Annotated in this window: 33 protein-coding genes; 11 read left to right on the top strand and 22 right to left on the bottom strand. The window is 66.4% G+C overall.

Features of this window, described 5'->3' with window-relative positions; genetic code table 11:
* Positions 1-48: 48 nt before the first annotated feature.
* The 4 genes from KM295_RS04290 to KM295_RS04275 form a co-directional block, all read right to left on the bottom strand.
* Entirely contained in the window at positions 49-1,335 is a 1,287-nt protein-coding gene (locus KM295_RS04290) for an ABC transporter substrate-binding protein (RefSeq protein WP_256028645.1), read from the bottom strand.
* 289 nt (positions 1,336-1,624) lie between these two features.
* Positions 1,625-2,377, bottom strand: coding sequence for a DUF3179 domain-containing (seleno)protein (locus KM295_RS04285; protein ID WP_256028644.1), 753 nt, complete (start codon positions 2,375-2,377; stop codon positions 1,625-1,627).
* A 90-nt stretch (positions 2,378-2,467) separates the two neighbouring features.
* Positions 2,468-3,226 carry a GTP cyclohydrolase III gene (locus KM295_RS04280; protein WP_256028643.1) on the bottom strand — a complete coding sequence of 253 codons (759 nt, stop codon included), beginning with the start codon at positions 3,224-3,226 and terminating at the stop codon, positions 2,468-2,470.
* Positions 3,227-3,307: 81 nt separating this feature from the next.
* The gene (locus tag KM295_RS04275; protein ID WP_256028642.1) at positions 3,308-3,610 is read right to left on the bottom strand and encodes a DUF5785 family protein; all 303 of its coding nucleotides are present in this window, start codon (positions 3,608-3,610) and stop codon (positions 3,308-3,310) included.
* Positions 3,611-3,735: 125 nt separating this feature from the next.
* On the opposite strand from KM295_RS04275, the gene KM295_RS04270 reads away from it, so the two are divergent.
* Positions 3,736-4,209 (top strand): chemotaxis protein CheW, encoded by a 474-nt coding sequence (locus tag KM295_RS04270; protein ID WP_256028641.1) that lies wholly within the window; start codon positions 3,736-3,738, stop codon positions 4,207-4,209.
* Between the two features lie 107 nt (positions 4,210-4,316).
* Positions 4,317-4,976: a 2,5-diamino-6-(ribosylamino)-4(3H)-pyrimidinone 5'-phosphate reductase gene (locus tag KM295_RS04265; RefSeq protein ID WP_256028640.1), complete on the top strand. Its 660-nt coding sequence runs from the start codon at positions 4,317-4,319 to the stop codon at positions 4,974-4,976.
* A 4-nt stretch (positions 4,977-4,980) separates the two neighbouring features.
* Here the strand turns inward: KM295_RS04265 and KM295_RS04260 are convergent, their stop codons facing one another.
* The 6 genes from KM295_RS04260 to KM295_RS04235 all read right to left on the bottom strand — a co-directional run bounded on the left by KM295_RS04260 (position 4,981) and on the right by KM295_RS04235 (position 9,232).
* A complete protein-coding gene (locus tag KM295_RS04260) occupies positions 4,981-5,268 on the bottom strand; it encodes a DUF7545 family protein (protein ID WP_256028639.1) in 288 nt (95 codons plus the stop codon).
* Positions 5,269-5,329: 61 nt separating this feature from the next.
* A complete protein-coding gene (locus tag KM295_RS04255) occupies positions 5,330-6,367 on the bottom strand; it encodes an NAD(P)/FAD-dependent oxidoreductase (protein WP_256028638.1) in 1,038 nt (345 codons plus the stop codon).
* Between the two features lie 58 nt (positions 6,368-6,425).
* A complete protein-coding gene (locus KM295_RS04250) occupies positions 6,426-6,551 on the bottom strand; it encodes a hypothetical protein (protein WP_256028637.1) in 126 nt (41 codons plus the stop codon).
* Positions 6,552-6,609: 58 nt separating this feature from the next.
* Positions 6,610-7,215, bottom strand: a complete 606-nt coding sequence (locus KM295_RS04245) for a hypothetical protein (protein WP_256028636.1) — start codon at positions 7,213-7,215, stop codon at positions 6,610-6,612.
* A gap of 87 nt (positions 7,216-7,302) precedes the next feature.
* Positions 7,303-8,445, bottom strand: a complete 1,143-nt coding sequence (locus KM295_RS04240; RefSeq protein WP_256028635.1) for an actin-like salactin — start codon at positions 8,443-8,445, stop codon at positions 7,303-7,305.
* 64 nt (positions 8,446-8,509) lie between these two features.
* Complete coding sequence (locus KM295_RS04235; protein WP_256028634.1) at positions 8,510-9,232, bottom strand: FlaD/FlaE family flagellar protein; 723 nt, start codon at positions 9,230-9,232, stop codon at positions 8,510-8,512.
* Between the two features lie 138 nt (positions 9,233-9,370).
* Here KM295_RS04235 and KM295_RS04230 point away from each other — a divergent pair, with 138 nt between their 5' ends.
* Complete coding sequence (locus KM295_RS04230) at positions 9,371-10,402, top strand: hypothetical protein (RefSeq protein WP_256028633.1); 1,032 nt, start codon at positions 9,371-9,373, stop codon at positions 10,400-10,402.
* Between the two features lie 162 nt (positions 10,403-10,564).
* On the opposite strand, the gene KM295_RS04225 is transcribed toward KM295_RS04230, so the two are convergent.
* Positions 10,565-10,765, bottom strand: coding sequence for an HEWD family protein (locus KM295_RS04225; RefSeq protein WP_256028632.1), 201 nt, complete (start codon positions 10,763-10,765; stop codon positions 10,565-10,567).
* A gap of 144 nt (positions 10,766-10,909) precedes the next feature.
* Between KM295_RS04225 and KM295_RS04220 the strand changes: the two genes are divergently transcribed.
* Positions 10,910-11,368, top strand: coding sequence for a DUF7992 family protein (locus tag KM295_RS04220; RefSeq protein WP_256028631.1), 459 nt, complete (start codon positions 10,910-10,912; stop codon positions 11,366-11,368).
* A gap of 76 nt (positions 11,369-11,444) precedes the next feature.
* Positions 11,445-11,864: a universal stress protein gene (locus KM295_RS04215; protein WP_256028630.1), complete on the top strand. Its 420-nt coding sequence runs from the start codon at positions 11,445-11,447 to the stop codon at positions 11,862-11,864.
* 10 nt (positions 11,865-11,874) lie between these two features.
* On the opposite strand, the gene KM295_RS04210 is transcribed toward KM295_RS04215, so the two are convergent.
* Complete coding sequence (locus KM295_RS04210) at positions 11,875-12,312, bottom strand: acyl-CoA thioesterase (protein ID WP_256028629.1); 438 nt, start codon at positions 12,310-12,312, stop codon at positions 11,875-11,877.
* 175 nt (positions 12,313-12,487) lie between these two features.
* On the opposite strand from KM295_RS04210, the gene KM295_RS04205 reads away from it, so the two are divergent.
* The 4 genes from KM295_RS04205 (at position 12,488) to KM295_RS04190 (ending at position 16,069) form a co-directional block, all read left to right on the top strand.
* On the top strand, positions 12,488-13,993 hold the full coding sequence (locus tag KM295_RS04205) for a TraB/GumN family protein (protein WP_256028628.1): 1,506 nt from the start codon (positions 12,488-12,490) through the stop codon (positions 13,991-13,993).
* Positions 13,990-14,640 carry a zinc metalloprotease gene (locus KM295_RS04200; RefSeq protein ID WP_256028627.1) on the top strand — a complete coding sequence of 217 codons (651 nt, stop codon included), beginning with the start codon at positions 13,990-13,992 and terminating at the stop codon, positions 14,638-14,640. The genes KM295_RS04205 and KM295_RS04200 overlap by 4 nt, the downstream gene beginning before the upstream one ends.
* A 50-nt stretch (positions 14,641-14,690) precedes the next feature.
* Positions 14,691-15,674 (top strand): phosphoribosylformylglycinamidine cyclo-ligase, encoded by a 984-nt coding sequence (gene purM / locus KM295_RS04195; RefSeq protein WP_256028626.1) that lies wholly within the window; start codon positions 14,691-14,693, stop codon positions 15,672-15,674.
* 164 nt (positions 15,675-15,838) lie between these two features.
* On the top strand, positions 15,839-16,069 hold the full coding sequence (locus KM295_RS04190) for an Lrp/AsnC ligand binding domain-containing protein (protein ID WP_256028625.1): 231 nt from the start codon (positions 15,839-15,841) through the stop codon (positions 16,067-16,069).
* Between the two features lie 36 nt (positions 16,070-16,105).
* Here the strand turns inward: KM295_RS04190 and tmk are convergent, their stop codons facing one another.
* The 7 genes from tmk to KM295_RS04155 all read right to left on the bottom strand — a co-directional run bounded on the left by tmk (position 16,106) and on the right by KM295_RS04155 (position 20,707).
* Positions 16,106-16,696 (bottom strand): dTMP kinase, encoded by a 591-nt coding sequence (gene tmk, locus KM295_RS04185; protein WP_256028624.1) that lies wholly within the window; start codon positions 16,694-16,696, stop codon positions 16,106-16,108.
* Positions 16,697-16,795: 99 nt separating this feature from the next.
* Positions 16,796-17,422 carry a 30S ribosomal protein S3ae gene (locus tag KM295_RS04180; protein WP_256028623.1) on the bottom strand — a complete coding sequence of 209 codons (627 nt, stop codon included), beginning with the start codon at positions 17,420-17,422 and terminating at the stop codon, positions 16,796-16,798.
* Positions 17,419-17,646 (bottom strand): KEOPS complex subunit Pcc1, encoded by a 228-nt coding sequence (locus KM295_RS04175; RefSeq protein ID WP_256028622.1) that lies wholly within the window; start codon positions 17,644-17,646, stop codon positions 17,419-17,421. The genes KM295_RS04180 and KM295_RS04175 overlap by 4 nt, the downstream gene beginning before the upstream one ends.
* A complete protein-coding gene (locus KM295_RS04170) occupies positions 17,643-18,716 on the bottom strand; it encodes a hypothetical protein (RefSeq protein WP_256028621.1) in 1,074 nt (357 codons plus the stop codon). Before KM295_RS04170 ends, KM295_RS04175 begins: the two co-directional genes overlap by 4 nt.
* Before the next feature lies 1 nt (position 18,717).
* Positions 18,718-19,182: a 30S ribosomal protein S15 gene (locus KM295_RS04165; protein WP_256028620.1), complete on the bottom strand. Its 465-nt coding sequence runs from the start codon at positions 19,180-19,182 to the stop codon at positions 18,718-18,720.
* Positions 19,183-19,380: 198 nt separating this feature from the next.
* Positions 19,381-20,226 (bottom strand): hypothetical protein, encoded by an 846-nt coding sequence (locus KM295_RS04160; protein WP_256028619.1) that lies wholly within the window; start codon positions 20,224-20,226, stop codon positions 19,381-19,383.
* A gap of 1 nt (position 20,227) precedes the next feature.
* Complete coding sequence (locus tag KM295_RS04155) at positions 20,228-20,707, bottom strand: DUF5812 family protein (RefSeq protein WP_256028618.1); 480 nt, start codon at positions 20,705-20,707, stop codon at positions 20,228-20,230.
* Between the two features lie 102 nt (positions 20,708-20,809).
* Here KM295_RS04155 and KM295_RS04150 point away from each other — a divergent pair, with 102 nt between their 5' ends.
* Complete coding sequence (locus KM295_RS04150) at positions 20,810-22,096, top strand: glucose-6-phosphate isomerase (protein WP_256028617.1); 1,287 nt, start codon at positions 20,810-20,812, stop codon at positions 22,094-22,096.
* 18 nt (positions 22,097-22,114) lie between these two features.
* Here KM295_RS04150 and KM295_RS04145 read toward each other — a convergent pair whose 3' ends face one another.
* Entirely contained in the window at positions 22,115-22,861 is a 747-nt protein-coding gene (locus tag KM295_RS04145; protein ID WP_256028616.1) for a CPBP family intramembrane glutamic endopeptidase, read from the bottom strand.
* A gap of 103 nt (positions 22,862-22,964) precedes the next feature.
* Here KM295_RS04145 and KM295_RS04140 point away from each other — a divergent pair, with 103 nt between their 5' ends.
* On the top strand, positions 22,965-23,111 hold the full coding sequence (locus tag KM295_RS04140; RefSeq protein WP_256028615.1) for a CopG family transcriptional regulator: 147 nt from the start codon (positions 22,965-22,967) through the stop codon (positions 23,109-23,111).
* A gap of 29 nt (positions 23,112-23,140) precedes the next feature.
* Here the strand turns inward: KM295_RS04140 and KM295_RS04135 are convergent, their stop codons facing one another.
* The gene (locus tag KM295_RS04135) at positions 23,141-23,596 is read right to left on the bottom strand and encodes an NOB1 family endonuclease (RefSeq protein ID WP_256028614.1); all 456 of its coding nucleotides are present in this window, start codon (positions 23,594-23,596) and stop codon (positions 23,141-23,143) included.
* Between the two features lie 5 nt (positions 23,597-23,601).
* Positions 23,602-23,841, bottom strand: a complete 240-nt coding sequence (locus tag KM295_RS04130) for a PRC-barrel domain-containing protein (RefSeq protein ID WP_256028613.1) — start codon at positions 23,839-23,841, stop codon at positions 23,602-23,604.
* Positions 23,842-23,932 lie beyond the last annotated feature (91 nt).

The following is a 23,932-nucleotide window of genomic DNA, read 5'->3' as shown; positions in this document are numbered from 1 at the left end:
TGTCAGCCTCCCGAGTCGTGGTACGGCCCCGAAAAACGCTGCTGTCGGTTACTGGCCGAAGGCGACCGAGTCGATCTCGGTGAAATCGCGGTCCTCGACCTCGTAGATGGCATAGGAGACGGCAACCATATCGCCGTTATCGTCGAAGTTGGTCGCCGAGGAGGCACCCTGATAGTTGATCTCGTCACCGGCGTCGGCGGCCTCGATGGCCTCGGCCAGTTCGCCCGGACCGAAGGTTTCGCCTTCGGGATTAGCGGCGGCTCGCATGTTGTCACGGATGGCGGTACCGTCGTTTTCTCCCGCATAAACGTTGGCGAGCAAGCAGATAGCGGTGGCGTCGTAGGCGTGGGCGTTGAATACGCCGGGTTCGCGGTCGTACTCCTCCTGGTAGAGTTCGTCGAAGTTCTCACGCCCCGGGCCGCTCGATTTCGGCGCGGTGCCGGTCACGTTCGCCATATCGTTGTCGACGTTGTCCGGTAGCTCGTTGTCTATGAGGCCGTCCGTAACGACGATGTCCTCGCCGCTGTCGAAGTCGCTGTAGTAGTCACGGAACAACTGGTTGCCCGATTCGGGGTAGCCGATGACGACCACCAATCCGGGGCTGTCGCTGAGCGCGGATTCCAGTTGTGAGGTATAGGAACTCTGTTGCTGTTCGAAGGATACCTGCTGATAGACCTCTCCATCGTATTCGTCCCGGAACGTGGAGGCAAACGACTGCGAGAGCGCCTGTCCGTAGTCGTTGTTGACATACAGCGTCGCGGCGGTGGAGTTATCGAGATTCTCGGCGCCGACCCGTGCGATGACTTGGCCCTGGAGGGCATCCGAGGGAGCGGTCCGGAAGATATAGCCGTTGTCGTCGAGGCCCGTCACGGCAGGCGACGTCGAGGACGGCGAACAGCCGACCGTCTCGTTCGGAATGAGCGACTGCTGGGTCACCTGCATGTTCACACCCGAAGACGCCGGGCCGGTGACAGCCGGATAGCCAGCGTCAATAAGAGCGTCGGCACCGGAGATACCCGCCTGCGGGTTCGTCTCCGTGTCCTCCTCGCTGAGATCGATCGTATAGCTGGTCTCTCCTTCCAGTTCCGCGGCCGGCAGGATGGCGCCGTCGCGGATAGGCTGGCCGAGGTTCGCCAGGTCGCCGGAAAGCGGCAACAGGATACCCTGTTTGAGTTCGCGACCGCCGTTGCCGCCGCCGTTGCCACCGCCGTTTCCGTTACCGTTACCGTTTCCGTTTCCGTTGCCGCCCCCGCCGAGACAACCGGCGAAAGCGGCGGTGACGCCCGCTCCCCCAGCGCCTTTCAATACATCACGTCGTTTGATGTTGCGTGTCATATCAAGTGAATATATAAACTGGTAGTTTATAAATGTACACGACGCACGGCTATCGCCGCCGAAGCATTCGAACGGAAACATAATCCCGTATCGCCCCGGGAGCAATTCGGCCGTTCATCGGACGGTCCCGGATCCCCCAACTGGTTCTCGACACCCGGTGGCGCCCGGCGACCGTCCCGCCACGTCGCTGGGCACTGTCCCGTCACGTCGGTGCCAGACGGATGGTGTCATCTGTTATCGATCCTCGTTAGTGCAGTTCGGAGCCGGTACGTCGGTACACCGATCCGCATCAGACGGGCGGATCGACGACCTCCGACATCGGCGGCGGGAGCAACACGGCTCCGTCCGGGTGCTCGCGGCGCCACTCGCCCCACGTCGAGACCGTGGCGGCGCGCGTATCGAGCCGCTCTTCGGCGAGCGGCCCACAGATCGCCTGGGCGAGCAGCTGCGACCAGTAGGAGCCTGTCTTCCCGTCGTACATCACCAGGTTCCCGTTGTTGCTGACGCCCCGATCCCGATCGGAGAACACACGGTTTTCCTTCTCGGCGGCGGCGGTGTAGACCCCCGGCGGTTTCCACAACAGCCCCGAGGCATCGAACACCGCCGCTTCGCCCCCGATACGCCGATCGGCCACCATCCCGCTCCGACAGATCGGACAGTACGTCACGATGACCGGCCGGTCGAGGACGTCGTTTACCACCTCGTGAACGTTGAGGATCGAAAGCGGGTACGCCCGGGCGTCCCCGCCGGTTCGGAGCCCGATAACCGTCCTCTCGTCGGTCAGCGGCAGGTATCCGTCGGGGTCTTCCGGGTACTCCGCCGCCGTCCCGAACGACGGGTCGCCGACAGCGTTGATACCGTCGGGTTTCATTTCCTCCTCGCAGATCGTCGGCGGGGTCCCCTGCTCGGCGAGCGGGAGCGTTTCGATCTCGTCGTCTGTGGTTTCGTCGCTGTCGGCGGCGTCCCGGCTGTAGCCGACGACACAGCCGGCACTGGCCACTGCGGCCGGGGCGGCGGCTGCCAGAAGCGTCCGACGCCGCATACGTCAGGATCGGGCGAACGGAACAAAACCCCTGGCCGGTCGTGTACGAGGGGTGCGGTTCCGATCCCGGACGGTGGCGATCGGCCGGACCTACCCGAACACCACGTCGATGTTCTCCTCGCGGCAGGTTTCGAGGGCGTGTTTGGCCGCCATCCCGGCGGCCTGTGCCGTCCGATCGGTGCCGACGCCCACCTTCAGATCGACGTCGACGGCCTCCCGGACGTGTTCGATGGCGTCGCGATAGCCCGCCACATCGACGTCTTCACAGACGGCGATGATGTTGTCGCCACCGACGAAAAACGAAAGCGAGTCGTGGGCCTTCCGCATGTACTGCATCAGTTCGGCGTACCCCTGCTCGATGTTGATAAACGAGTCGAACTCGTTGAGCCGGTCGGTGTATTTCTCCGTCGCGTTGTTGACGTCGAAGTGAGCGATCTGTACGTCTTCCTCGTGGCGTTCCGGCTCCGGAAGGGCATCCCCGCGGAGGATCTCCGTCCGGCCGCGGTCCTGGGCACTCCCGGCGTCCTGGAGCTGATCCGTCGCGACCCCAAGCGCGCTCGCCGGCGAGGGATCGACCGCGACGCTCAGGCTGATGGTAACCGGATAGCGGTTCCCGATCGATTCCTGTATCAGGGCATGGGAATCGGTATCGAGCCCGTTGGTGACGGCGACCATGTTATCGAAGCGGGTGAAGAAAACGTAGCCGTCCCGGTTCCCGAACAGCTGTGAGAGGTCCGCATAGAGGCGCGACTGGAGCGTCTGAAGGTCGACCTCCCGGCGCGGTTCGGGTGTAACGGTCCACGGTCCGTAGTTGTCGATCTGGATCAGCGTTAATTGGGTGTTAGTCACGTTTTGCCGTTCGTAGGGACCCGACATTTGCCTTGCCATCGGCAACGATCCGGCCGCCACCGGAAGCAAGTGCCGGCAGTCTCAGGCGTATCGCTCCTCTTCGAGTTCCCACATGCCGGCCGACCGCATCGCCCGGCCGACTGCCTTGTGGAGGTCGATTATTTCCTCGAACTCGGTTTCCTCGACGTGCTCGAAGATGTCCGCGACGCTGACGACGCGTTCGTGGTTCAGCCGGACCGGCTCGTCGCCGTGGTCCTCAAGGAACTCGGCGGCCTCGAGCGGGAAGTCCTCCTCGTCGTCGAGCTTTTTTGCGAGTATCGCCTGCCCGTATTTACGCATCCCCTCCGAACCCTTTTCGCCGTCGGGATCGTGTGGCCAGTCCATACCCGATCCTCCGGGGTGTGGAACAAAAGCGTTTCCGCTCTGTCCGTCGGTGCCGAACGCGTATCTGCTCTCGAAACGCTCGTAGTATTAAGTAGTCCGGGGGTCGAACAGCCGGTATCGGATCCATGTCCCAGGAAACCACCCAACCCGTCGAGACCGAGCAGGTACTTGAGTTCAGCCTCGGCGAGGAGACCTACTGTGTGAGCATCGAGTACGTGACCGAAATCGTCGACATGGGCGAGCTGACGCCGATTCCGAACTCCCCACCACACGTCGAGGGCGTCATCGATCTCCGGGGGAACACCACATCGATCATCGATCCGAAGGTCGGCCTCGGCGTCGAGGGTGAGCTCGGCGATCGGATCGTCATCTTCGATTCGACGATCTTCGAGGACGATCGGTCAGTCGGCTGGGCCGTCGACAGCGTCGAGGAGGTTTCCGATATCTCCGCCGAGGACGTCGACGACTCGCCCGTCGATCGGGATCACATCCGGGGGCTGATAAAACGGGACTCGGAGTTCGTCGTCTGGATCAACCCCGAGACGGTGAGCAACGAGTTCGGGGGCGAAGAGGACCTCGCGGTTCCCGAAGGCCAGTAACCGCCGGACCGATGCGGTCGAACGGTCGTGTCGCCGAACCCGCCGCGGTCGGACGGAGCGTTGGCCGCGGCGACAACTGTTTTCCCGGCGGCCGACCCGGGTAGGGTATGGACGTCCTCGTGAACGCCGCCGTGAGCGCCGACGGAAAGCTCTCCTCGCGGCGACGCGAACAGATCGCCATCAGCGGCGAGGCCGACTTCGCCCGCGTCGACCGGCTCCGGGCGGAGGTCGACGGGATCGTCGTCGGCGTCGGGACAGTCCTCGCCGACGACCCGTCGCTGATCCGACACGACGAAGCCCACCGCCGGAAACGTCGGGGGCCGAACGCCCCGCCGCCCGTACGGATCGTCGCCGACTCGCGGTGCCGGACGCCGACAGGGGCGGACGTGCTTGCTGGCGGTCCCACAACCTACCTCCTGACGAGCGAAGCGGCGCCGCCCGAAAGACGCGAGGCGCTTCGGGACGTCGGAGCGGAGACCGTCGTCGCCGGGGACGAGCGCGTCGACCTCGGCGAGGCGTTCGGACGGCTCGAAGACGACGGGATCGAACGGCTGCTGGTCGAGGGGGGCGGGGAGTTGATCTTCTCGCTTTTCGAGGCCGGGCTGGTCGACGAACTCACGGTCTTTATCGGGAACATGATCATCGGCGGGCGGGACGCGCCGACGCTCGCCGACGGCGAGGGGTTCGTCTCGGCGTTCCCGGAGCTGGAGCTGGCCGGCGTCGAACAGCTCGATTCCGGGGTCGTACTCGAGTGGACCGTCCGGTAGCCGGTCAGTGCTGGTGGCCGGTCAACTCGGCGTAGCTGGCTCCGAACCGATCCTCGAACAGCTCCATCGTCCGCTCTTCGATCGTCTGGTACTGTTCGGTATCGCCGCCCTCGGCGTGGTGGACCGTCGCGTGGATCCGCTGGGCACAGGAAAACAGCGCGAGGTCGCCGACGATCTCCGCGTCGGATTCGTCCTCCTCACGCATCAGATCTAACATTGCCTCGGGAAGCGTGACCTCGTCCTCGTCGTCTTCGTCGCCTTCGATCCGCAGTGTGACTGTTTCCTCGGACATACCACTCGTTTTCGACGGCGACAGAAGGCGCTTCCGGTCCGGTCGAGTTGGCCCGGAACCGTCAGTCGTCGGCGGCGGCGTCGATCCGCGTCCCCGCCGACCGGTCGAGATCCTCCAGGTACTCGTCGGCGTCGATGGCGGCCTTCGATCCCATCCCGCCGGCCGTGATGGCCTGCTGGTAGTGGTAATCGACCACGTCGCCGGCCCCGAAGATCCCGGGGACGGCGGTCCCGGTCTGTCCGCCGCCGTCGCCGCCCTCGGTCTCGAGATAGCCCGTCTCGTCCATCTCGACGCCGGTCCCTTCGAGGTAGTCGGTGTTGGGGGTGTGGCCGATCGCCATGAAGACGGCGCCGACGTCCATCTCGAACGTCTCGGTGTCGGGATCCTCGAGTTTCTCCTTGGGGTACCCCCCGGGGTTGCGTGCCAACTCGACGCGCTCGATGCCGTCCTCGGGCGTGCCCTCGATCGCGAGAAGTTCCGTGTTCCGCAGGATCTCGACGTCGCCGTCGGCCTCCAGTTCCGCGAGCCGATCGGTCCAGTAGTCCTCGGCGCGGAAGTTCTCCCGGCGGTGAGCCACGTAGACGGTATCGGCGAACTTGGTGAGAAACGCCGCCTCCTCGCAGGCGGCGTCGCCGCCGCCGACGACGAGCATGTCCTCGCCGCGGAAGAACGCGCCGTCGCAGGTCGCACACGTCGAGACCCCATAGCCCATGAGTTCGTCCTCGCCGGGGACGCCGAGCGTCCGGGCCGACGCGCCCGAGGCCGCGATGAGCGCATCGGCCGTATAGACGGTCCCGTCCCGGAGTTCGATCCGGTGGGGCTCGCCGGGATCGACGTCGACGACGACGCCGTGTTCGATCTCCGCGCCGAACTGCTCGGCCTGCTCTTTCATGTTGTTGACGAGTTCCGGGCCGCCGATGCCGTCGGGAAAGCCCGGGTAGTTCGCCACGTCGGTCGTCAGCGTCAGCTGGCCGCCGGGTTCGGGACCCTCGAGCACGAGCGGATCGTTGTTCGATCGCGCGGCGTAGATCGCCGCTGTCAGGCCCGCGATCCCCGAGCCGGCGACGACGAGCCGTCGGTGTTCGGCCTCTTCGGTCATACCTGAACGTAGCCGTGCGTCGGGTATGTAGCTTGTGCTCGATCCGTCGCCGGGGCGGTCAGGAGCCGCCGAAAAGCATGAAGACGCCGACGGTGATCGCGAGCACGAACGCGGCGCCGAGAAGCAACCCGACCGCTGCGGCCTGGCCCATTCCACGGGTGTCCGTCCGGAGGGGCGGTGACATCGCTATCCCAAGCGAGGGGCCGGTCGCATAAGTGTCCCGGGCCGGTTTCGATCGTCGACTACCCGGCGAGGGCCGTCTCGAGTTCCCGGAGCGTCCGCGTCCCGACAGTCCTGGTCGTCGGACACTCGATCGGATCGGCCCCGCCCCGCTCTATGACCAAAGCGACCTCCCGCGAGAGGAGCCAGTAGGCCAGGACAGCGACGGCGACGAGACCGGCGAGGACCCCGGTGAACAGAAGCACCGTCCCGAGAAGGCCCATCGCCCACCCGAGCGTCCGGACGATGGTTTCGAGCTGGCCGGCCCCCGGCGCGTCGGGCACCGCGATCAATCTCTGCGGCGAGACAGACAAAAGCAGTGCGCCGAGCGCCGAGCCGGCGACAGCGTACAGGATCGCCCCCGGAGCGTGGCCCAGAAACCGCTGTCCGCCGGCCCGACGGACGGCGAGGCCCGTGACGTTCGCCCGGTCGATCCGGACGAGCGGCGGGGCGCCCTCCGGGCGGAAGGCGAGCAGTTCCCGGTCGGTGACCGCGATCCATCCCGGCGATAGCGACGCGGTCGCGATCGGCTCCTCCCCGGGGGCGAGACAGTCGGCCGGCTCCGGGGTCGGCCGCTCGATGTCGGCTTCGGCAACAACGCCCGGCCTGGGAACGATATCCGATGCCATCGGCTCGTCCGACGGTTCCGTCCCTTCCTGCAAGTAGCTTCGGACGGTTTCGAACGGGGAGTTCGGCCGTTTCGGACGGGAGACAGGCTACAGACTGCCGGCGAGGTGATCCGCGATCACGTGGGCCCCCTCCGCGGCGGCCAGATCGGGGCGGTCGGCGCGGACGACCTCGATGTCGCGCTGAAGTTCCGCGCTCAACCGCTCTTCGACCTCCTCGACGATGCCCGGCAGACACGCCATCCCGCCGGTCAGGACGATCGGCTTCCCTAGGGCGAGCTGGTAGACCTTCATGTAGTTGTTCGCCAGTTCCGGCAGGAAGCCGTTGGCTATTTCGTCGACCGTCTCGTCGACGTACTCGTTGCAGGCGTCCATGACGCTGTCCTCGATCGTGAACTCGTGGGAGCCGCCGCCGGGCTGTTGGATCACGTCGGTGAACGGCTCGAAGCTCTCGAAGTCGGCGTGTTCCTCCTTGTACTCGCGGGCGGTCGTGAGATCGATGTTGACCCGTCCCTGGGTCTCCTCCTCGACGTAGTTGGCGATGCGTCGATCGACCTCGTTGCCGGTGATCGAGCCGGTCGACAGCGGCGTGAGCTGTTCGCCCCGCCGGTAGGCACACACCTCGAGGTTGGTCGAGCCCATGTTGACGGTGACGAAGATGTCGTCGATCGCGTCCAGCCCGTCCTCGAAGGCCGGCAGCGCTCCACAGAGCGACTCCGGATAGCTCCGGACGAGTTCCCCGCCGATCCGGCTCCCCTCGATGACCGCCTCGAGGTTCTCGAGGCCGGCGTCGTTGTCGATCGTCGGGATCGCGTAGACGACGGCGCTGTTTTCGGGCACGTCGTTGGACTCGATCAGTTCGGTGAAAAACCGCGAGGCGGACTCGACGCTTTCGTCGTCCTCGGGCAGCCCCGACCGGAGCATGAACTCGACGCGGTCGGGGTACTCGCTTGCGGCCTCCTCGCCGTAGAGGACACGCTCTTGGCCGGAGAGGACGTCCTCGTAGGTCGCAAGGCAGGTCAGCGTCCGGATGGTCTCGACGCCGTCACCTTCGGTCGAGGGATAGATCACGACGGTTCGGGTGCTGCCGAGTTTGACGCCGACTGGGACGACGCCGTCGTCGTCGCTCCCCTCGGGACTGCCGTCGGTCGCGGTCGTCTCGGCGGGCTCGTCGGCCTCTGTCGGTTTCTCCGCGTCGGCGGACTCGTCGGGTTCGGGTTCCGTTTCTGTCATCTCGTTGGGAAGGTCTCACGACGGTCTGAAATAAGCTTTCCCGAGTACGGTCGCCGAACCCCGATCAGCGACGACGACGCCCGGCGAGGCGGGCGATATACGAGAGGCTCTCGCGGTGATCGGACATCCCGAGCGATCCGGCGGCGGCGTCCTCGGTTCCGATCCCGGCGACGAACTCCTCGAGGTCGGCCCGGCTCTCGGCCGAGAGCCACTCGATCGACTCGTAGTACTCGAGCGCCGAGATCGCCCCCTCGCAGCCGCCGCGAGCGATGAGTCGGTCGAGCCACTCGAAGATCTCGAGCTGTGCGCCGTAGCCCCCGGGGAGTTCCTCGAGGTACGGCCTGGAGACATCGCCGTCGGCCCCCCGCGGGAGGAACTCGAAGTCGGTTCCACGGTCGTCGACCCGCGCCCCGACGGCGGTCGACCCGTTCCGGCCCGGGCCGCCGTTATCGCCGGAACGGGGCGTTTCCCGTCCGCCGGAATCGGGCCGTCGTGACTCGTCGACCGAGTGGCGATCACGCCGCTGTCTCGATCGCAGGTACGCTTCGGGGTCTTCGGCGGCCGATACCGCCCTGTCCCCGTCAGCGGGGGTAGCCTCCGAGGGCCCGGCGACGGATTCGGAACCGAACCCGGAATCCGGGTCGGGGTCCGATGCCGTCTGTGGTTCCGTCTCGGACTCGTGGGGATCGGCCGCTCGGGCCGGCTCGATACCGCGTCGGGACGCCTCGCGGGCCGCGTCGCGCAACTCGCCGAGGTCGTATTCGCGGGGGTTGATCCGGCCCGACATGGTGTTGCCGTCTCTTCGAGGACTGCGCAATTAAACCCCGGTTCCGTTTCGGCTGCCGTATCGGCGCGGTTTCGGCGTTCGGAATCCGCTGCCGATATCGTCCGTACTGTTTTTAAATCGGGATTTGAACGGGCCGACATGGCAACGCAGGACGCCCGGTCGACGACGCTTCGGGATCTCAACGTCGAACCGAACGTCGCTGCCCGCGAACACACGCCCTCGTTGCACCCCCGCGAGCGGTTCGTCCGGTGTACGACCTGTGGGGTGACGGTTCCGTACTCGGTCACCGCCGAGGGACCGATCCGACGGGCTCTGGAGGAACTCGCCTCGGTCGGCTGTGGGCGGTACGAACTCCCCGACGTGCCGGTCGGCGATCACGTCCCCACGGTCACCCCCGAACACCCGACGAAGGGCCGGAGCGTCGTCTGTGAGTCCTGCGGCCGGACGGCCAGTCTCGATGGAGACCGCGAGCGCGTCCTCGAGGAACTCGCGGAAATACCCTGTATCGCACGGTTGAGCCACACGGAGCTGAACTCTGTGGTGTTCTCGCCGAACGCCTTCTCGCCGCCGCTTGTCGACCTCGGGATTTCGAACTGGTACGGCCGGCTCGGCGGCAGCTACGACGAGGAGATCGTCCGCCAGTTCCACCACGACCGGTTCCAGTACACCGTGTACATCCGGTCGGAACCGGACGACGCTTACACCGCGGCGCTCGTACCGTCGCCGAACACCCAAAGCGAGCCGATAGACGAACTCCGGTTCCCGAGCGCCGACCCGGATGATCCGGTGAGTCGCCGATCCGTCGTCGAGTTCGTCACGTTCCTCTCGGCGACGGACCCGCTGACGCCGGGGGAGTTCGCCGAACTCCACGGCGCCTACGAGGAGGCCTACCAGAGCCACCGCGAGGCGTGGCTCGCCGACGCCTACGGGAACGCCCGCGAGACGTTCGAGGAACGCTTCGGCGACACGCCGGAGGCGTTCACCGAGGCCTTCTCCGACAGTTCCGCCGGTACCGAGGAAGTACTGCGGCGGACCGTCGGCTCCGGCGGGTTCACCGATCCATCCGAGCCGGAGTTCGCCCGGGAGATCCTCGGCCACGACCACGAGTTCCCCAGCTTTATCGACTTCGTCGCCGACAACCACGCCTGGTCGCCGCCGGTCCCCGAGTAACGACCACCGGGCGCTCGCAGTCCTATCGGTGAACTCGCGATGCCGTCGGACTGGTTGACACGGGCCGCCAGCCGCTTTTCGATCAAGATCGTCGGATCCCGGATGTGCTACAGGATAGTGACGTAGACAGTCGGCCGCAGGGGATGACGTAGACGGCCGAAATCAGGCGTCCGCGTCCGATTCCTCGGCTATCGGGTTGTACTGGCCGTTTATATCCCACTCGTGGATACAGTGTTTGTTTCCGGTTTGCGGTTCGCCGTCCTCCTCTGTGATGACCCAGTTTTCGTCCGTCTCGTCCCAGACGTCGGTTCGCCCACAGCGCTCGCAGATCCGCCGGGTCGGCGGCACGATCTCGACAGCCATACCGGCGGTTCGGCCCCCACGGTAATCAAGTATCCGCCGGATTCTTCGAGCGGACAGTGTCGGGGCGGCCGGACGCCACGGGACGGGGGTTCGTTCGATCGGGTGAGACGATACGGTTATTCCCGCCCCGAACGAACACGGAACATGTCCCTTGACGTCGAACCGTCCGAGCCGCCGGAACTCGAGGAGATCGATCCGAACGAGTACGAGGACGCCGAGGTCGTCGGCGAGACCGATTACAAACGCGAGGAGATCGAGGAGCTGCTCCGAGAGGGTGCCTGGGAGCAGGCCTTCGAGGCGTGGGCCGACCGGACCGACGTCGACGAACGCGAGTTCGAAATCGTGTCCGATCTCGGCATGCTCGAACACTTCGATTTCTTCTGGGACTCCTTCGCTGACCGGGTCGGCTATCACGCGCCCGGCATCCCCGAAGACTGGAAGGAACGGGGGCTTCACCCGGACCTGGAGTCGTGGGAGACGGTTTCGGAGATCAACGCGGCGCTGGCCGAGTTGGGCGATACGGTCAGCCGAACCCTCAAGGCCGACTACATCGACTGGGAGGCCGACTACGAGGCCCCCGACGATCTCCCGGATTTCGAGTGACTACCCACTCCGGAACGCCGAAATCGGGGGATTGTCGGCGAAACGTATTTGTTTCGACCCGTAAGATACGGCGACGATGCGAGTGTTGATCCCCTACGACGGCTCCGAGGGGGCCGAGGCGGCCGTCTCGTACGCCGACGACGAGCACGACGACGACGAGATCGTCCTGCTGTACGTGCTCGATCTCGCCGAGGCGGGCTACAGCGCGCCCCCGGACGCGGTGGTTCCGGGATACTGGGAGGAATGGTACGAAAAAGCCGGAGAGAGCGGCCGGGAGCTGTTGGCCGAGGCCGCCGAGGCGTTCGACACCGACGTCGAGACCGACGTCGTCGTCGGACGGCCGCCCCGGACGATCCTCGAGCACGCCGAGGAACACGACGTCGACACGATCGTTATGGGAAGTCACGGACGCGACGGGCTCTCGCGGATCCTGCTCGGGAGCGTCGCGGAGACGGTCGTCAGGCGCGCGTCGGTTCCAGTCACCGTGGTCCGCTGACCGGACCGCGTCAGGGGGCGTCCGAAAGCGCCTCCTCCCGGAGCCGTTCGCCCCGCTCGGAGCCGACGGTCAGCTCCGGGACCGACGTCGTGTTCCGGTCCTCGTCGATGGCGACGAAGATCATATACGACTCCGTGGTGAGTTCCGTCTCAGTCTTCCCCGGGTTCTCGCGGAACACCCGTGTCCGGACGCGCACGCTGTGTTCGCCCGCCCGGTAGACGTAGGACTTTACCAGTGCGATATCGCCCACCGGGATCGGCTGTTTGAAATTCACTTCGTCCATGTGCGCCGTCACACACGTTTCACCGGTAAAGTGCATCGCGCTCATCGCGCCCGCCTCATCCATCCACTTCATCACGTTCCCCCCGTGGGCGGTATCGAGGTTGTTCGCGTGGTTCGGCTGTACCATCCATCGGTTCTCGATGACGGTCTCGAGGAGATCGGGCATCGTCCGTCCCCTCGGTCGCGCCGGGAGAAAGTCTACACGATACGCCGTGGCGTGGCGCCCCGCGGCCCCGCCCGGCAGTCGATACCGCCGTCCGGCCCGACTCAGGACGATCAGGGCGGTACGAGCCCGTCCGTGTCCCGACACACGTAAACCCCTCGCCCGACAGATCCCGACAATGAGTAGCGAGGCCGGGGAGGGTTCTGTCAGGGTCGTCGGAACCGCACACGTCTCCGAGGCCAGCGTCGAGGAGGTCGAGTCCGTTATCGAGACGGAACAGCCGGACGTCGTCGCTGTCGAACTCGACGAGGGACGCTACCGACAGCTCCGCGGTGAAACACCCGAGGACCTCGAGGCCGGCGATCTCCTGAAAGGAAACACGGTCTATCAGTTCCTCGCGTACTGGATGCTTTCGTACGTGCAGGCGCGGCTCGGCGACCGGTTCGACATCGAGCCGGGCGCCGATATGAAAGCCGCGATCGACACCGCCGAGGGGCTGGGGATCGGCGTCGCGCTCGTCGACCGGGACATCCAGGTCACGATCCAACGCTTTTGGGCCAGACTCTCCGTTCTCGAGAAACTCAAACTGGGTGGAAGCCTCGCGGTCGGACTCGCCGAGCCCGTCGAGGTCGGTCTGGGAATCGGGATCGGGATCTCCCTCGTCGTCTCTGTCCTTGCCGGCGCATTCGGCGGCCCCTTCGTCGTCCCCGACGCGCTCGGATCGGGTTTTTTCGTCGACGTCCTCGATACGGTCCTCGTCGCGCTCGGACTCGGGCTCGTTATCGGAGTGGGTCTGACCCTCGTATTGACGCGTCTCGTCCCCGAGGAGGACGATCTGGGTGAGATCGACATCGAACGGATGACGGACACTGACGTCGTCGGCGCGATGATGGAGGAGTTCCGCCGGTTCTCGCCGGGGGGCGCCGAGGCGCTCATCGACGAGCGCGACGCCTACATCGCCCACCAGCTCGTCTCGTTGCGCGATCAGGGACACGACGTCGTCGCCGTCGTCGGCGCGGGCCACCGCGAGGGGATCGAACGATACCTCGAGACGCCGTCGCTTTTGCCGCCGATAGAGACGCTGACCGGCCGAACGTCCGGGAGCCGGTTCTCGATTTATAAGGTGTTCGGCTACCTGTTCACGCTCGGCTTTCTCGTCTTCTTCGCTCTGCTGGCGATCGCGACCTACACCGGCGTCGAGGGAGCGTCCGGCGAGTTGCTCGTTCGGCTGTTCGCGGCGTGGTTCCTCGTCAACGGGATCCTCGCTTTCGGGCTCGCCAAACTCGCCGGAGCCCACTGGCGCTCCGCGAGCGTCGGCGGTGCCGTCGCGTGGCTGACGAGTGTGAACCCGCTGCTCGCGCCGGGATGGTTCGCCGGCTACGTCGAGTTGCGGTACCTCGATGTCAACGTCGGAGACATCTCGACGCTCAACGAGATCATGTCCGACCAGGAGACCCCGATGGGACAGCTGTGGCGGGAACTCAAAGCGGTGCCGCTCTTCCGGCTCATCATGATCGTCGCTTTGACGAACGTCGGCAGCTTCATCGGCAGCGTGGTTTTCGCGACGGTGCTGCTGCCGTATCTGTTCGCCGGATCGGGGATCGAAGGCGCAAGCGGCGTCGCCCGACTGATGATCGAAGCCGCCCGGAACAGCCTCGAGATCCTGTTCGGGGGGCTCACATGAACACACTGCGGGTCGGCGGGATCGAGTTTTCCGCCAGCGAACTCCGCGATCTCGCCGTCGCGTGGGTCGCACTCGGCATCGCTTTCGGGGTGTTCATCATCGTCGCGACCGGTCACAGCGTCTTCCTGGAGGTGCTACCGGCGCTTTTATCGCCGCTTTTCGCTCGCGTGTTCGCAGCCAGTATGTTGACCGTCGGGATCGGCTTTCTCCTCCACGAACTCGCCCACAAGGTCGTCGCGATCCGGTTCGGCCAGATCGCGTCCTTCAGGGCCGACTACCGGATGCTGGCGCTGTGTGTCGGGGCCGCATTCGCCGGGTTTCTCTTCGCCGCCCCGGGAGCCGTCTATCACCGCGGCCGGATCACGCCCAGACAGCGCGGACTGGTCTCCGTCGCCGGACCGCTGACGAACGTCGTGCTGGTCGGTGCGTTCCTGCCGTTTGCCTTCCTTCCGGGGTTCCCCGGGAAGGTCGGCGGGCTCGGCGTGCTCGTCAACGCCTTCCTGGCGGCGTTCAATATGGTTCCCTTCGGTCCGCTCGACGGACGGACCGTACTCTCCTGGAGCCGCCCCGTCTTCGCCGCCGTCTTCGCCGGATCCGCGTTGCTCACCGTCGGCTCGGTCCTTTTCGTCGGGTTCCCGTCGTTTTGAGCCGGGGCTCAACCGACGCGTTTTTGCTCCGTTCGACCGCCGGTTTGGGTATGAGCGACGATACGGAGCCCCCGGAGGGGCTCACCTACTCGGAGGCGGGCGTCGATATCGACGACAGCGAGGCCGCCACCGCGGCGCTCGTCGGCGCGATCGGCGAGTTCGAGGGAGATTACGCCGGGTTGATCGACATCGGCGACCGGTACCTGGCGCTGGCGACCGACGGCGTCGGAACGAAGCTCCTGATCGCCGAGGCGCTCGGCGATTACTCGACGGTCGGGATCGATTGCATCGCTATGAACGCGAACGACCTCATCGCGACGGGCGTGACGCCGGTCGCCTTCGTCGATTATCTCGCCGTCGAAGCGCCCGACGACGAGACCGCCGAACGGATCGGCGACGGGCTCGCCGAGGGCGCCGAACGTGCGGGGCTGGCGCTGGTCGGCGGCGAAACCGCGGTGATGCCGGAGGTGATACGGGGGCTCGATCTCGCCGGCGCCTGCGTCGGGCTGGCGACCGAGACAGAGCTATTCGACGACAAAGCGCAGCCGGGCGACCGCCTCGTCGGGGTTCCCGCCTCGGGGATCCACTCCAACGGGCTCACGCTCGCACGCGAGGCGGTCACCCGCGACCACGCCTACACCGACCCCTTCCCGTACGACGAATCACGGACGATCGGGGAGGTACTTCTGGAACCTACCCGGATCTACCGTGAGCTGCTCGACCCGTTACACGCGGCCGAGACCCACGCCGCGGCTCACATCACCGGCGGCGGCTGGACGAACCTCCGGCGGATGGGCGAGTACGGCTACGTCATCGAGGATCCCTTCGGGATCGATCCGGTCTTCGAGTTCGTCCAAGAGGAGGGGAACGTCTCCGACGAGGAGATGCACCGGACGTTCAATATGGGGACGGGCTTCGTCGCCGCGCTACCGGCGTCCGACGCCGAACACGTCGCCGGGGAACTCGAGGACGCACGGGTCATCGGCCGCGTCGAATCGGGGGACAGCGTCTCGATACGCGGGTTGACTCTGTAGCGAACAGGCGGAGCTCCCCCCGGTCGACCCTCGCCCCGCGCTTTCGCCTCGGGGGCCGACCGCCGGTTGTCAGCGCATACGGCGATTGGTCCCGTTTCCGTATTTGAACCCTCGCCCAGCATCGGCCCGAAAAGACTTTTCGTCGCTCCAAGGAATGTGTTACCATGGTGCGTGCCTTTATCATGGTGAAAGCGGCGACGGGCGAGACCAAGACGCTGTCGGAAACGCTCGGAGGCGTCGATCACGTTACCGAGGCGAACGTCGTCGCCGGGGACTTCGACGTCATCGTCGAGGCCGAGGCCGGGGAGGTCTACGAGATCATCGACTCGGTTTCCGCACGGATCCGGGAGCTCGAGTCGATCGTCGACACGAAGACCTACATCTGTCTGGAGTGACCGTCTCGCCACCGGACTCGTCGCTGGGCCGCTCGTTTATATATCGGCCAGCTCGGAGACGATCGCTACCGCCGACTCGACGACCCGCTCCCGTGGCTGTGTCGCGTCGATGCGGTGAAAGCGGTCCGGTTCGGCCTCGAGGAGCCGTTCGTAGTTCACCCGTACGTCCTCCAGATACGCCGCCGTCTCGAACTTGTTGGTCGCGCCGGCCCGCTCGGCGCCGGTCTCGGCCGGGAGATCGAAATACAGCGTCGCGTCGGGCGGCCTGGTGAACGGCTCGTGGACCGATCGTATATACGCGACCGGGTCCGTGAACCGTTCCGAAAGCGTCGCCCCCTGGTAGGCGTACCGCGAGTCCGAGTACCGGTCCGAGACGACGAGTTTCCCCTCGGCGAGCGCCGGGCGGACGACCCGGGCGAGGTGGTCGGCGTGGTCGGCGGTGTACAGAAAGAGCTCGGCGAGCGGGTCGGCGTCGGCGTCGTCGATCGACCGGGAGACGGCGTCGCCGTACCACGAGTCGGTCGGTTCGCGGGTGAAGACGGTCCCCTCGGACGGAAGGCGCTCCCGGAGCGCCTCGAGCACCGTCGTCTTGCCGCCCCCGTCGATCCCCTCGAGCGTGACGAGCATACGCCGACCGTCGCGGCGGGCGCATATCAGTTGCCGGGTCTCGGGAACGCCGCCGCTGGGAGCGACGTGTCGAAAGGAACGGTCCGCGCGAAAACCGGGTTACGCTTCTTCGTCGACGTCGACGGTGGCTTCCTGCTCTGCGGCGACCTCCTCGGGACGGGCCTCGAGGCGGGTCTTCTGGACCTCGACGCGGCGAAGCGGGTAGATCGTCTTCGCCTCGTTGTAGATCGCCGAGGAGAGCCGCCCCTCGACGATACTGTCGATGAGACCCTCGAAGGTCCGCTCGGCGGCGGCCTCTTCGACCATCTCGACCATCGTCTTCCGGACTGCCCGTTCCTGGCTGTGGTCCGCCGACTTCGTCGTGTAGGCGACGGGCTGGACCTGCACGCGGTAATCGTCCGTCGTCAGGACGGTCACGAAGGCGTCGACCTTCGAGGTGCCGCGCCGGGTGAGGCTGCGCAGGTAGTCACGGGTGAGTTCGTGTTTGATGAAGTCGGTGTAGGCGGTGTCGCTGCCGACGTCCGTGATCTGGAAGGTCAGCTTCGTGTTGTTCTCGCTGGGGTCGTTCTGCAGTTCGCCGAGCGTCGTCTCGATCGTACGATCGTAGACCTGTTCGGGTTCGTCGGCGGGTGTTTCACCGAGTTCGGCCCGGTCGAACATCTCGGGGGCCATCACGGTGTACCATCGCTTCTCCTGTTTCTGTCTGGATACTGAACGTTCGCTCATAGTTGTGTTGTCGTGTCGGTTATTCGCTGTGCGACTGTGAGGTTCGCGACGTAGTCGTCGGCCGTCGTCCGGAGGCCGCCGGCGGTGTCGCGTTCGATCGTCGTTACGACCGCGTCACCGTCCTCGACGCGCGTCGACATTTCGTCGGTGTTGTCGGGCGACAGCGCGGCCGCGATCACGTCGGGGCGGTCGTGGCGCGTCCGGATCGTGGCGCGGTCGGTCACAGTGCCCTCCTGAACGCCGCGGTGAAATCGTCGGCCGTACCGTCGAAGGTCGCCGTGCCTGTCCCCTCGCGGACGCTCGCCCGTCCGTCGAGAGCGGCGGCCGCCTCCGACAGCGGGGCCTCGATCGCCCTCGCGCCGGCGGCGGCCGCCGCGCCATCGATCACCGCGAGCGCGATCGGCTCCGGCGATCGATACTGGAAGGTGAGCCGGGCGACGGTCCCGAGCAGCGCCGGCGTCGCGTCCTCGATCCGGACCACGTAGAGCCCCTCGTATCGGCCGGTATCGGCCGACCGAAGCGTCGTGTGAGCCTGCCGACCGTGGGTGCGCCAGACGTCCCTGGCCGCCCGTTCGGCGTCGCCGCCGAGCGCCAGCGCCAGGCCGGTACCCGGCTGCGTTCGGGCGAGCGAATCGAGGACGTCCGCGAAGCCACCGAGCGTTTCGAACCGCTCTGTCGCGTAGGGCCGAAGCGCCCGCTCGATCGCCTCGGCGGCCCGCGGCGGCGCGTCCTCGACGGCCGAAAGCGCCACGAACGAGGCGAGTGGACGCCCCGCCGGATCGTCGAGGTCGGCAAGCGCCGCCTCGGTCGCCTCGATATCGCCCGAAAAGTCCGCATGAACGAGCGTCGAACTCGAGAGACCGGCGACGGGGTCGGCGGTCGGGATCGCCACGCCGGGGCGTCGATCGAGGTCGGCCCGCTCGAGGAGCCGTCCGGACGGTTCCGTCCCGGCACAGACGGCGCCGGCGAGCGCGAGTTCGGGATCGACCGTCTCGGGTGCCAGCGTCTCGAGGATCGAGACCGCCTCGAGAGCGAGGGGGGCTTCCCGGAGTGTCACGTCGCCGGCCGCGTGGCCGACGGCGACGGTGCAATCGGCGTCGGTCGCCGGCGGTTCGGGAACGGCCGCGAGGCTGGCCTGGTAGGGGACGCCGACCGCGTCGAGCCCACGGGCGAGCAGCCCCGCCGCTGCCAGACCGTCGCCGTCGGCGGTCGCGACCAGCCGAACGAACTCGGCGTCGGCGAGCGTCGCGGCGGCGCGGTCGGGCGCGTCCTCCGGGTGGCCGGCGGCTGCCATCTTATTCCAGTAGCTCTTTGGCTTCGTCGTACTCGTAGGTGAACTCCGCGTCGAGCCTGTCGCCGCGGTAGTAGTCGACGAGCCGGCGGATCTTCGATTCGGTGTTCTGCAGGGCTCGCTTGTTCTGGGCGTCGCCGGGGTTCCGTTCCATGTGATCGCGGAGCCTGATGGCCCGCTCCATCAGGTTCCGGAGGTCCTCGGGGAAGTCGTCGGTCGCGTCGTTTTCCTCCAGGATCTCGGTGACTTTCTTTCCGGTCGCCAGCTTGACGTTCGGGACCGGGATACCCTGGACGCCCTCGTCGCGGAGTTTGCGGCCGATCTGGCTGGGGTCGTACCCCTCCTCGGCCAGTTCGACGACCCTCGATTCGATCGCTTCTTCGTCTACCTCGCTCCACTCCGGTGGTTCCTCGGCCGTGGGGCGGTCCGAACCGGACGACCCGCGACGGCGTGAGTGCATTCGTGCCATTATTGAATTGGAACTGCATCGACCGCGTTCCGGCGGCGCACTCACGCCGGACGGGTCGGCCGCCCGAGCGCGTGCGCCAACACTACCGCAATCCCAAGCCGGCCAATCGGCCGGCGAGTCGGATTTGCGGTCGTGCGGTTCCCGGACGTATCTCGTCGGTTCGGACGGAAAACGGTTTCTACTCGTCGATCGTCCGGCCTACTCGTCCACACGGCTCAGAAACGCCCCGGTCCGCTCGGCGACGGCCGACCGGAACGCCGGGAGATCGACCGACGACCCGTCGTGAAACAGCCGGCCGTACTCCTCGCGGGCGATATCCTCGAGGGCACGTTCGTGCAACACCTCGAACGTGACCGCGTCCCCCCGGTCCCGGAGTTCTGTCGCGATCGTCTCGAAGCGGCGGTCGGTGGCGTACCGTTCGGCCAGTTTCTCGGCCGACGCCTCGACGGGGGACGGACCCTCGATCTCGTGGAACTCGGGATCGAGTAGCTTCGCCCGCCCACCTTTCTTGTTCCGGACGACGACGCCCTTGGCGGGCCCGTCGTACCAGGCGGAGTCCGGAACGACGTACGAGTCCGGATCGAAATCGCGGGTGTTGAGCTCCCGTTCGACGGCGTTTATCGGATCGAGCCCGAGCCGGTCGAAGGTCCGCTCCGTGGCGTCCGGCGGCAGGAACCGCCCGGTGTCGCCGGCCCAGACGCCGACTCCGAGAAACGGGGGGAGTCGATCCCAGTCGTATTCGATCGTCCCATAGCGCGTCGCCGCCCCGAAGAGGACGACCGACTCGACGTCATCGACGGCACGCCGAAGCCGATCCCGGTCTAGCCGCTCGCGGACGTGCCGGACGGCGCGACGGTACGAAAGCGGGATCGCGTCGGGATCGTCGTAGACCCGTTCGGAGTCGCCGAACCGGAGCAGCCCCGATTCGCGGAGCTGGATCCGGAGGGTCGCGCCGTCGATCAGCTCCGTGAGCCACAGGTGACCCGATTCCAGAAGCTCCTGAGGTGCGTCTTCGATCCGGGGGAGCGGGGGACGTTCTTTCATTTCAGGGCAGATAGCGGACGCTGACGACGCCCGGATCGCTACGGACCTCGACGCGGTCGACCCCGAGACGGGCGGCCCGCACGAGCGTCGCCTCGTCGTTCATCACGTCCTCGACGGCGGCCTCGGTTCGCTCCGCGGGGACTGACAGGACGTGGATCTCCCCCTTGCCGGCCCGCTCTCTGGTCGTCAGTTCGCCTTCGGGCTGTTCGGCGGCGAGTTCCTGCTCCTGTCGGGTCGGCGGTTCCGGGCTCTCCTCGACGGAGAGACTCCGGCGGATTTCCACATCGACGAGCCGGTAGGTCACTTCCATCGGCGGCTCCGGGGCGACCGTCCCCTCGAGGAAATCGCCGGCCTCGACGCCGGGGTTCCCCGAGAGAGTGTGTACCTGTCCGCGGTCGACGTCCTTCAACACCGCCGAATCCGTCTCGGCGTGCGTCACGAGGAACCGGCCGTCCTGTCTTCGGTCTTCCCCTTGGCTCATATCCCTCCGAAGGCGTCCCTCGCTTTTCGGCGTTTCGGGCCCGCGACGGTCCCGGGCGAGCGCATCGGCAGGCCCTTTAGGAGCCGGGACGGCAGGGCGAACATGGACGTCGATTTCGGAAACGCGCTCGCGTCCGTGGCGGTCACGGGCGTCTCGGAGGCGTCGCTGGAGCGGCTCGATCGCCGGGTCGGACGGGCACACGAACGGATCGCGGCCGGGATCGAGGACCGGACGTTCGGCTACGCGAGCCTCGCACTCCCGGAAGAGACCGATCCGACGGAGATCCGGACGGCCCTCGAGGGGTTCGACCCCGAGGCGGTGGTGACCGTCGGCATCGGGGGGTCGGCGCTCGGCGCGAAGACGGTCACCGAAGCGCTCGGCTGTGCCGGCCACCACACGCTGGACAACGTCGATCCGGTCGAGACGGCCCGGCTGCTCGAAGAACTGCCCCTGGAGTCGACGCTCGTCAACGTCGTCTCCCGGTCGGGAACGACGGCCGAGACGCTCTCGAATTTCCTCGTCGTCCGGGAAGCGATGACCGAGGCCGGCGTCGAGTGGACCGAACGGACGGTGGTTACGACCGGCGACTCGGGGCCGCTCAGGGACCTCGCCGATCGGCACGACCTGCCGACCTGTTCGGTTCCCGAGGGCGTCCCCGGACGGTTCTCGGCGCTGTCCGCCGTCGGGCTGGTTCCCGCCGCCGCCCTGGGCTGTGACATCGAGGCGGTACTCGAAGGCGGTGCCGAGGGACGACAGTCGCTGTCGCCGTCGCTTTTCGAGACGCCCGCCTACGCCTACGGCGCGGTCGCCTACGCCCTCGAGAACCGGGGAGCGACGACGAACGCCTTCGTCCCCTACGCCGAGGCGCTGGAGCCGCTCTCGGAGTGGTTCGCCCAACTGTGGGCCGAGAGCCTCGGCAAGGACGGACTGGGCCAGACGCCGGTCCGGGCGCTCGGGGCGACCGACCAGCACTCCCAGCTACAGCTGTATCGGGCCGGCCGCAAGGACAAACTCGTGACGCTGCTTCGTCCCCGGGAGCGCGAGGACGTTCCGATCCCCGACACCGACGTCGACGAGCTGTCGTATCTGGGCGGGGAGACGCTCGGCGGGTTGCTCGATGCGGAATTCGAGGCGACCGAGGCCTCGCTGGCTGCCGCCGACCAGCCGAACGTCCGGCTCGAGATCGACCGGATCGACGCCGAAAGCGTCGGCCAGCTCCTCTATGAGCTGGAGGCGGCGTGTATCCTCGTCGGGGAGCTTTCGGGGATCGAGACGTTCACCCAGCCGGCCGTCGAGTGGGGCAAACGGGCCGCACGCGGGCTCCTCGGCGGCGGGGAGTTCGAGGAAGCCGAGGCGGTCGAAGGGAAGACGAGCCGGCGTGTCGAATAGTGTGTGCCGGCACGACGCTCAGAACAGCCCGACGACTTCGGCGTAGGTCAGCCCGAACGTGATCGCATTGTAGAAGCCGTGGGCGAGTGCCGGGACGATCAGGTTCTCCGTGCGTTCGTAGACCGCCCCGAGAACCGCACCCAGCGGGAGCAAAACGAAGGCGATCGTCACCACCGTCCCGGGGACGTTCGTGGGATCGAGGTACGCCAGGAAGTGTACCGACGCGAAGATGACCGCGGCGATCCCGACTGCCGATCCGGCCTCGAAGCGCTCCCGGAGACGCGTCTGGACGATCCCCCGATAGATGAACTCCTCGGCGGGACCGACAACCAGGATCGAAACCGGAAGGAAAGCCAGCGCGATCGAGGGGTCGCCCTCGATGGTCCCGGCGATGCTGTGTTCGACGATCGGGAGCCCGAGCCGATCGACGACCCACGGGATCGCGACTGCGAGCGCCAACAGGACGAGGATCGTCACCACGACCGCCGCGAGGTCCCGAACGTCCGGCCGCCGGTATCGGACGTACGAGAGCGGCAGGTCGTATCGGAAGAGATACACGACCCCCATAGCGCCGACCGCGGCGTAGGTCCCGACGTTGGTGAGTACCTGTCCCGCTGCTCCGTCGGGGGCGATCGAAAGCGGCCCGCCGACGAGCGTGTAGGTGATCGCCCCGAAGACGACCCCGACGAGGAGCGCAACCGCGCCGAAGGCCGTCATCGCGGCGACGGCGTACCACGGGGAAATCGCGGTGGCGGATCGGCTCATTACCGGTTGTATGCCCGGGATCCGATTAAGGTTGTCCGTCCGGCGCGATCGTCCGCCGTCCGTCTGACATAAATTTATGCTAACATGTATCATACTGCACGGTATGGCCCGTTACTGCCTCGAGTGCGATGAAGAGATGACGCGTCGGATCGAGGAGCTGGCGACACAGTACGGGCTGACCGAGGCGGAAGTCCTCGAACAGCTGGTCGAGGTCGGGCTCGAGGAGATCGATCCAAAGGCGGTCGGCTGAGACCGGGCCGGACAGCTTTTCGGTTTCGTTCAGGGGCGCTTCCGCTCGAGGTCGCTCCCGCAGATCTCACAGCGCTCGTGGTTCTCCTCGAAGGTGCGGCCACAGCCCTGACACTGAAAGCGCCACTCGCGGCGCTCGTCGATACCTTCCTGGGCGATGACGTCGACGGTGATATCGAGCTTCTCGGCGACGTTCTGCATCGCGTAGTCGTCGGTCACGAGCGTGGCATCGAGTTCAAACGCCGTCGCCAGAAGGCGGACGTCGGTTCGCGAGAGCGTCGCCTCGTCGCCGGTCTCGCGGGCGGCACGCTCGATGCGGTCGACGGTCTCGGGGTCGGGGATGTGGATCCGCATTCCCGACCCTTCGAGGGCGTCGAACCGGTAGCCGGCCTCGTCCTCCAGTTCCTCCCGCACCAGCGGGATCGTGGCGATCGACTCGCTGGTGGTGTACTCGTTGATAAACGCCGATGAATCGAGGACGTGCATCGAACTCAGCGATCGACGACGATCGTATCCTTGACCGCCTGGACACGGCTGACCGGAACGCGGTAGTTGCCCTGCTCGTCGCGGTCGAACTCGAGTTCGCCCGCGCGCTGGCCGGGATCCAAAAGGAGATGTTGCAGTGTGCCGGTTTTGAGGTCCATCGTGATGTTGTAGAGAGTTCCGAGGTTGGCTCCGTCCGACCCCATCACTTCCTTCTCCGAGAGGTTCTCGGCGAGTATATCTGGCATACCTCCCGGTTGACGTTTATCCGGTAAGAACGTTCGGGTCGGCGACGAACATAGTAGGGGTCCCCGGGATCGCACCCGAACGCCGAGAAGC

It is taken from the genome of Natronomonas aquatica (assembly GCF_024449025.1).
In the GTDB taxonomy this organism is placed as follows: Archaea; Halobacteriota; Halobacteria; order Halobacteriales; family Haloarculaceae; genus Natronomonas; species Natronomonas aquatica.
Note: the sequence above shows the minus strand (reverse complement) of the source record. Positions and strands in the feature narration are given on the sequence as shown.

Excerpts from the sequence above, each read along its gene's own strand:
- KM295_RS04290 (WP_256028645.1), bottom strand. The coding sequence starts at position 1,335 with ATGACACGCAACATCAAACGACGTGATGTATTGAAAGGCGCTGGGGGA.
- KM295_RS04285 (WP_256028644.1), bottom strand. The coding sequence starts at position 2,377 with ATGCGGCGTCGGACGCTTCTGGCAGCCGCCGCCCCGGCCGCAGTGGCC.
- KM295_RS04275 (WP_256028642.1), bottom strand. The coding sequence starts at position 3,610 with ATGGACTGGCCACACGATCCCGACGGCGAAAAGGGTTCGGAGGGGATG.
- KM295_RS04270 (WP_256028641.1), top strand. The coding sequence starts at position 3,736 with ATGTCCCAGGAAACCACCCAACCCGTCGAGACCGAGCAGGTACTTGAG.
- KM295_RS04265 (WP_256028640.1), top strand. The coding sequence starts at position 4,317 with ATGGACGTCCTCGTGAACGCCGCCGTGAGCGCCGACGGAAAGCTCTCC.
- KM295_RS04260 (WP_256028639.1), bottom strand. The coding sequence starts at position 5,268 with ATGTCCGAGGAAACAGTCACACTGCGGATCGAAGGCGACGAAGACGAC.
- KM295_RS04255 (WP_256028638.1), bottom strand. The coding sequence starts at position 6,367 with ATGACCGAAGAGGCCGAACACCGACGGCTCGTCGTCGCCGGCTCGGGG.
- KM295_RS04250 (WP_256028637.1), bottom strand. The coding sequence starts at position 6,551 with ATGTCACCGCCCCTCCGGACGGACACCCGTGGAATGGGCCAGGCCGCA.
- KM295_RS04245 (WP_256028636.1), bottom strand. The coding sequence starts at position 7,215 with ATGGCATCGGATATCGTTCCCAGGCCGGGCGTTGTTGCCGAAGCCGAC.
- KM295_RS04240 (WP_256028635.1), bottom strand. The coding sequence starts at position 8,445 with ATGACAGAAACGGAACCCGAACCCGACGAGTCCGCCGACGCGGAGAAA.
- KM295_RS04235 (WP_256028634.1), bottom strand. The coding sequence starts at position 9,232 with ATGTCGGGCCGGATCAACCCCCGCGAATACGACCTCGGCGAGTTGCGC.
- KM295_RS04230 (WP_256028633.1), top strand. The coding sequence starts at position 9,371 with ATGGCAACGCAGGACGCCCGGTCGACGACGCTTCGGGATCTCAACGTC.
- KM295_RS04225 (WP_256028632.1), bottom strand. The coding sequence starts at position 10,765 with ATGGCTGTCGAGATCGTGCCGCCGACCCGGCGGATCTGCGAGCGCTGT.
- KM295_RS04220 (WP_256028631.1), top strand. The coding sequence starts at position 10,910 with ATGTCCCTTGACGTCGAACCGTCCGAGCCGCCGGAACTCGAGGAGATC.
- KM295_RS04215 (WP_256028630.1), top strand. The coding sequence starts at position 11,445 with ATGCGAGTGTTGATCCCCTACGACGGCTCCGAGGGGGCCGAGGCGGCC.
- KM295_RS04210 (WP_256028629.1), bottom strand. The coding sequence starts at position 12,312 with ATGCCCGATCTCCTCGAGACCGTCATCGAGAACCGATGGATGGTACAG.
- KM295_RS04205 (WP_256028628.1), top strand. The coding sequence starts at position 12,488 with ATGAGTAGCGAGGCCGGGGAGGGTTCTGTCAGGGTCGTCGGAACCGCA.
- KM295_RS04200 (WP_256028627.1), top strand. The coding sequence starts at position 13,990 with ATGAACACACTGCGGGTCGGCGGGATCGAGTTTTCCGCCAGCGAACTC.
- purM (WP_256028626.1), top strand. The coding sequence starts at position 14,691 with ATGAGCGACGATACGGAGCCCCCGGAGGGGCTCACCTACTCGGAGGCG.
- KM295_RS04190 (WP_256028625.1), top strand. The coding sequence starts at position 15,839 with ATGGTGCGTGCCTTTATCATGGTGAAAGCGGCGACGGGCGAGACCAAG.
- tmk (WP_256028624.1), bottom strand. The coding sequence starts at position 16,696 with ATGCTCGTCACGCTCGAGGGGATCGACGGGGGCGGCAAGACGACGGTG.
- KM295_RS04180 (WP_256028623.1), bottom strand. The coding sequence starts at position 17,422 with ATGAGCGAACGTTCAGTATCCAGACAGAAACAGGAGAAGCGATGGTAC.
- KM295_RS04170 (WP_256028621.1), bottom strand. The coding sequence starts at position 18,716 with ATGGCAGCCGCCGGCCACCCGGAGGACGCGCCCGACCGCGCCGCCGCG.
- KM295_RS04165 (WP_256028620.1), bottom strand. The coding sequence starts at position 19,182 with ATGGCACGAATGCACTCACGCCGTCGCGGGTCGTCCGGTTCGGACCGC.
- KM295_RS04160 (WP_256028619.1), bottom strand. The coding sequence starts at position 20,226 with ATGAAAGAACGTCCCCCGCTCCCCCGGATCGAAGACGCACCTCAGGAG.
- KM295_RS04155 (WP_256028618.1), bottom strand. The coding sequence starts at position 20,707 with ATGAGCCAAGGGGAAGACCGAAGACAGGACGGCCGGTTCCTCGTGACG.
- KM295_RS04150 (WP_256028617.1), top strand. The coding sequence starts at position 20,810 with ATGGACGTCGATTTCGGAAACGCGCTCGCGTCCGTGGCGGTCACGGGC.
- KM295_RS04145 (WP_256028616.1), bottom strand. The coding sequence starts at position 22,861 with ATGAGCCGATCCGCCACCGCGATTTCCCCGTGGTACGCCGTCGCCGCG.
- KM295_RS04140 (WP_256028615.1), top strand. The coding sequence starts at position 22,965 with ATGGCCCGTTACTGCCTCGAGTGCGATGAAGAGATGACGCGTCGGATC.
- KM295_RS04135 (WP_256028614.1), bottom strand. The coding sequence starts at position 23,596 with ATGCACGTCCTCGATTCATCGGCGTTTATCAACGAGTACACCACCAGC.
- KM295_RS04130 (WP_256028613.1), bottom strand. The coding sequence starts at position 23,841 with ATGCCAGATATACTCGCCGAGAACCTCTCGGAGAAGGAAGTGATGGGG.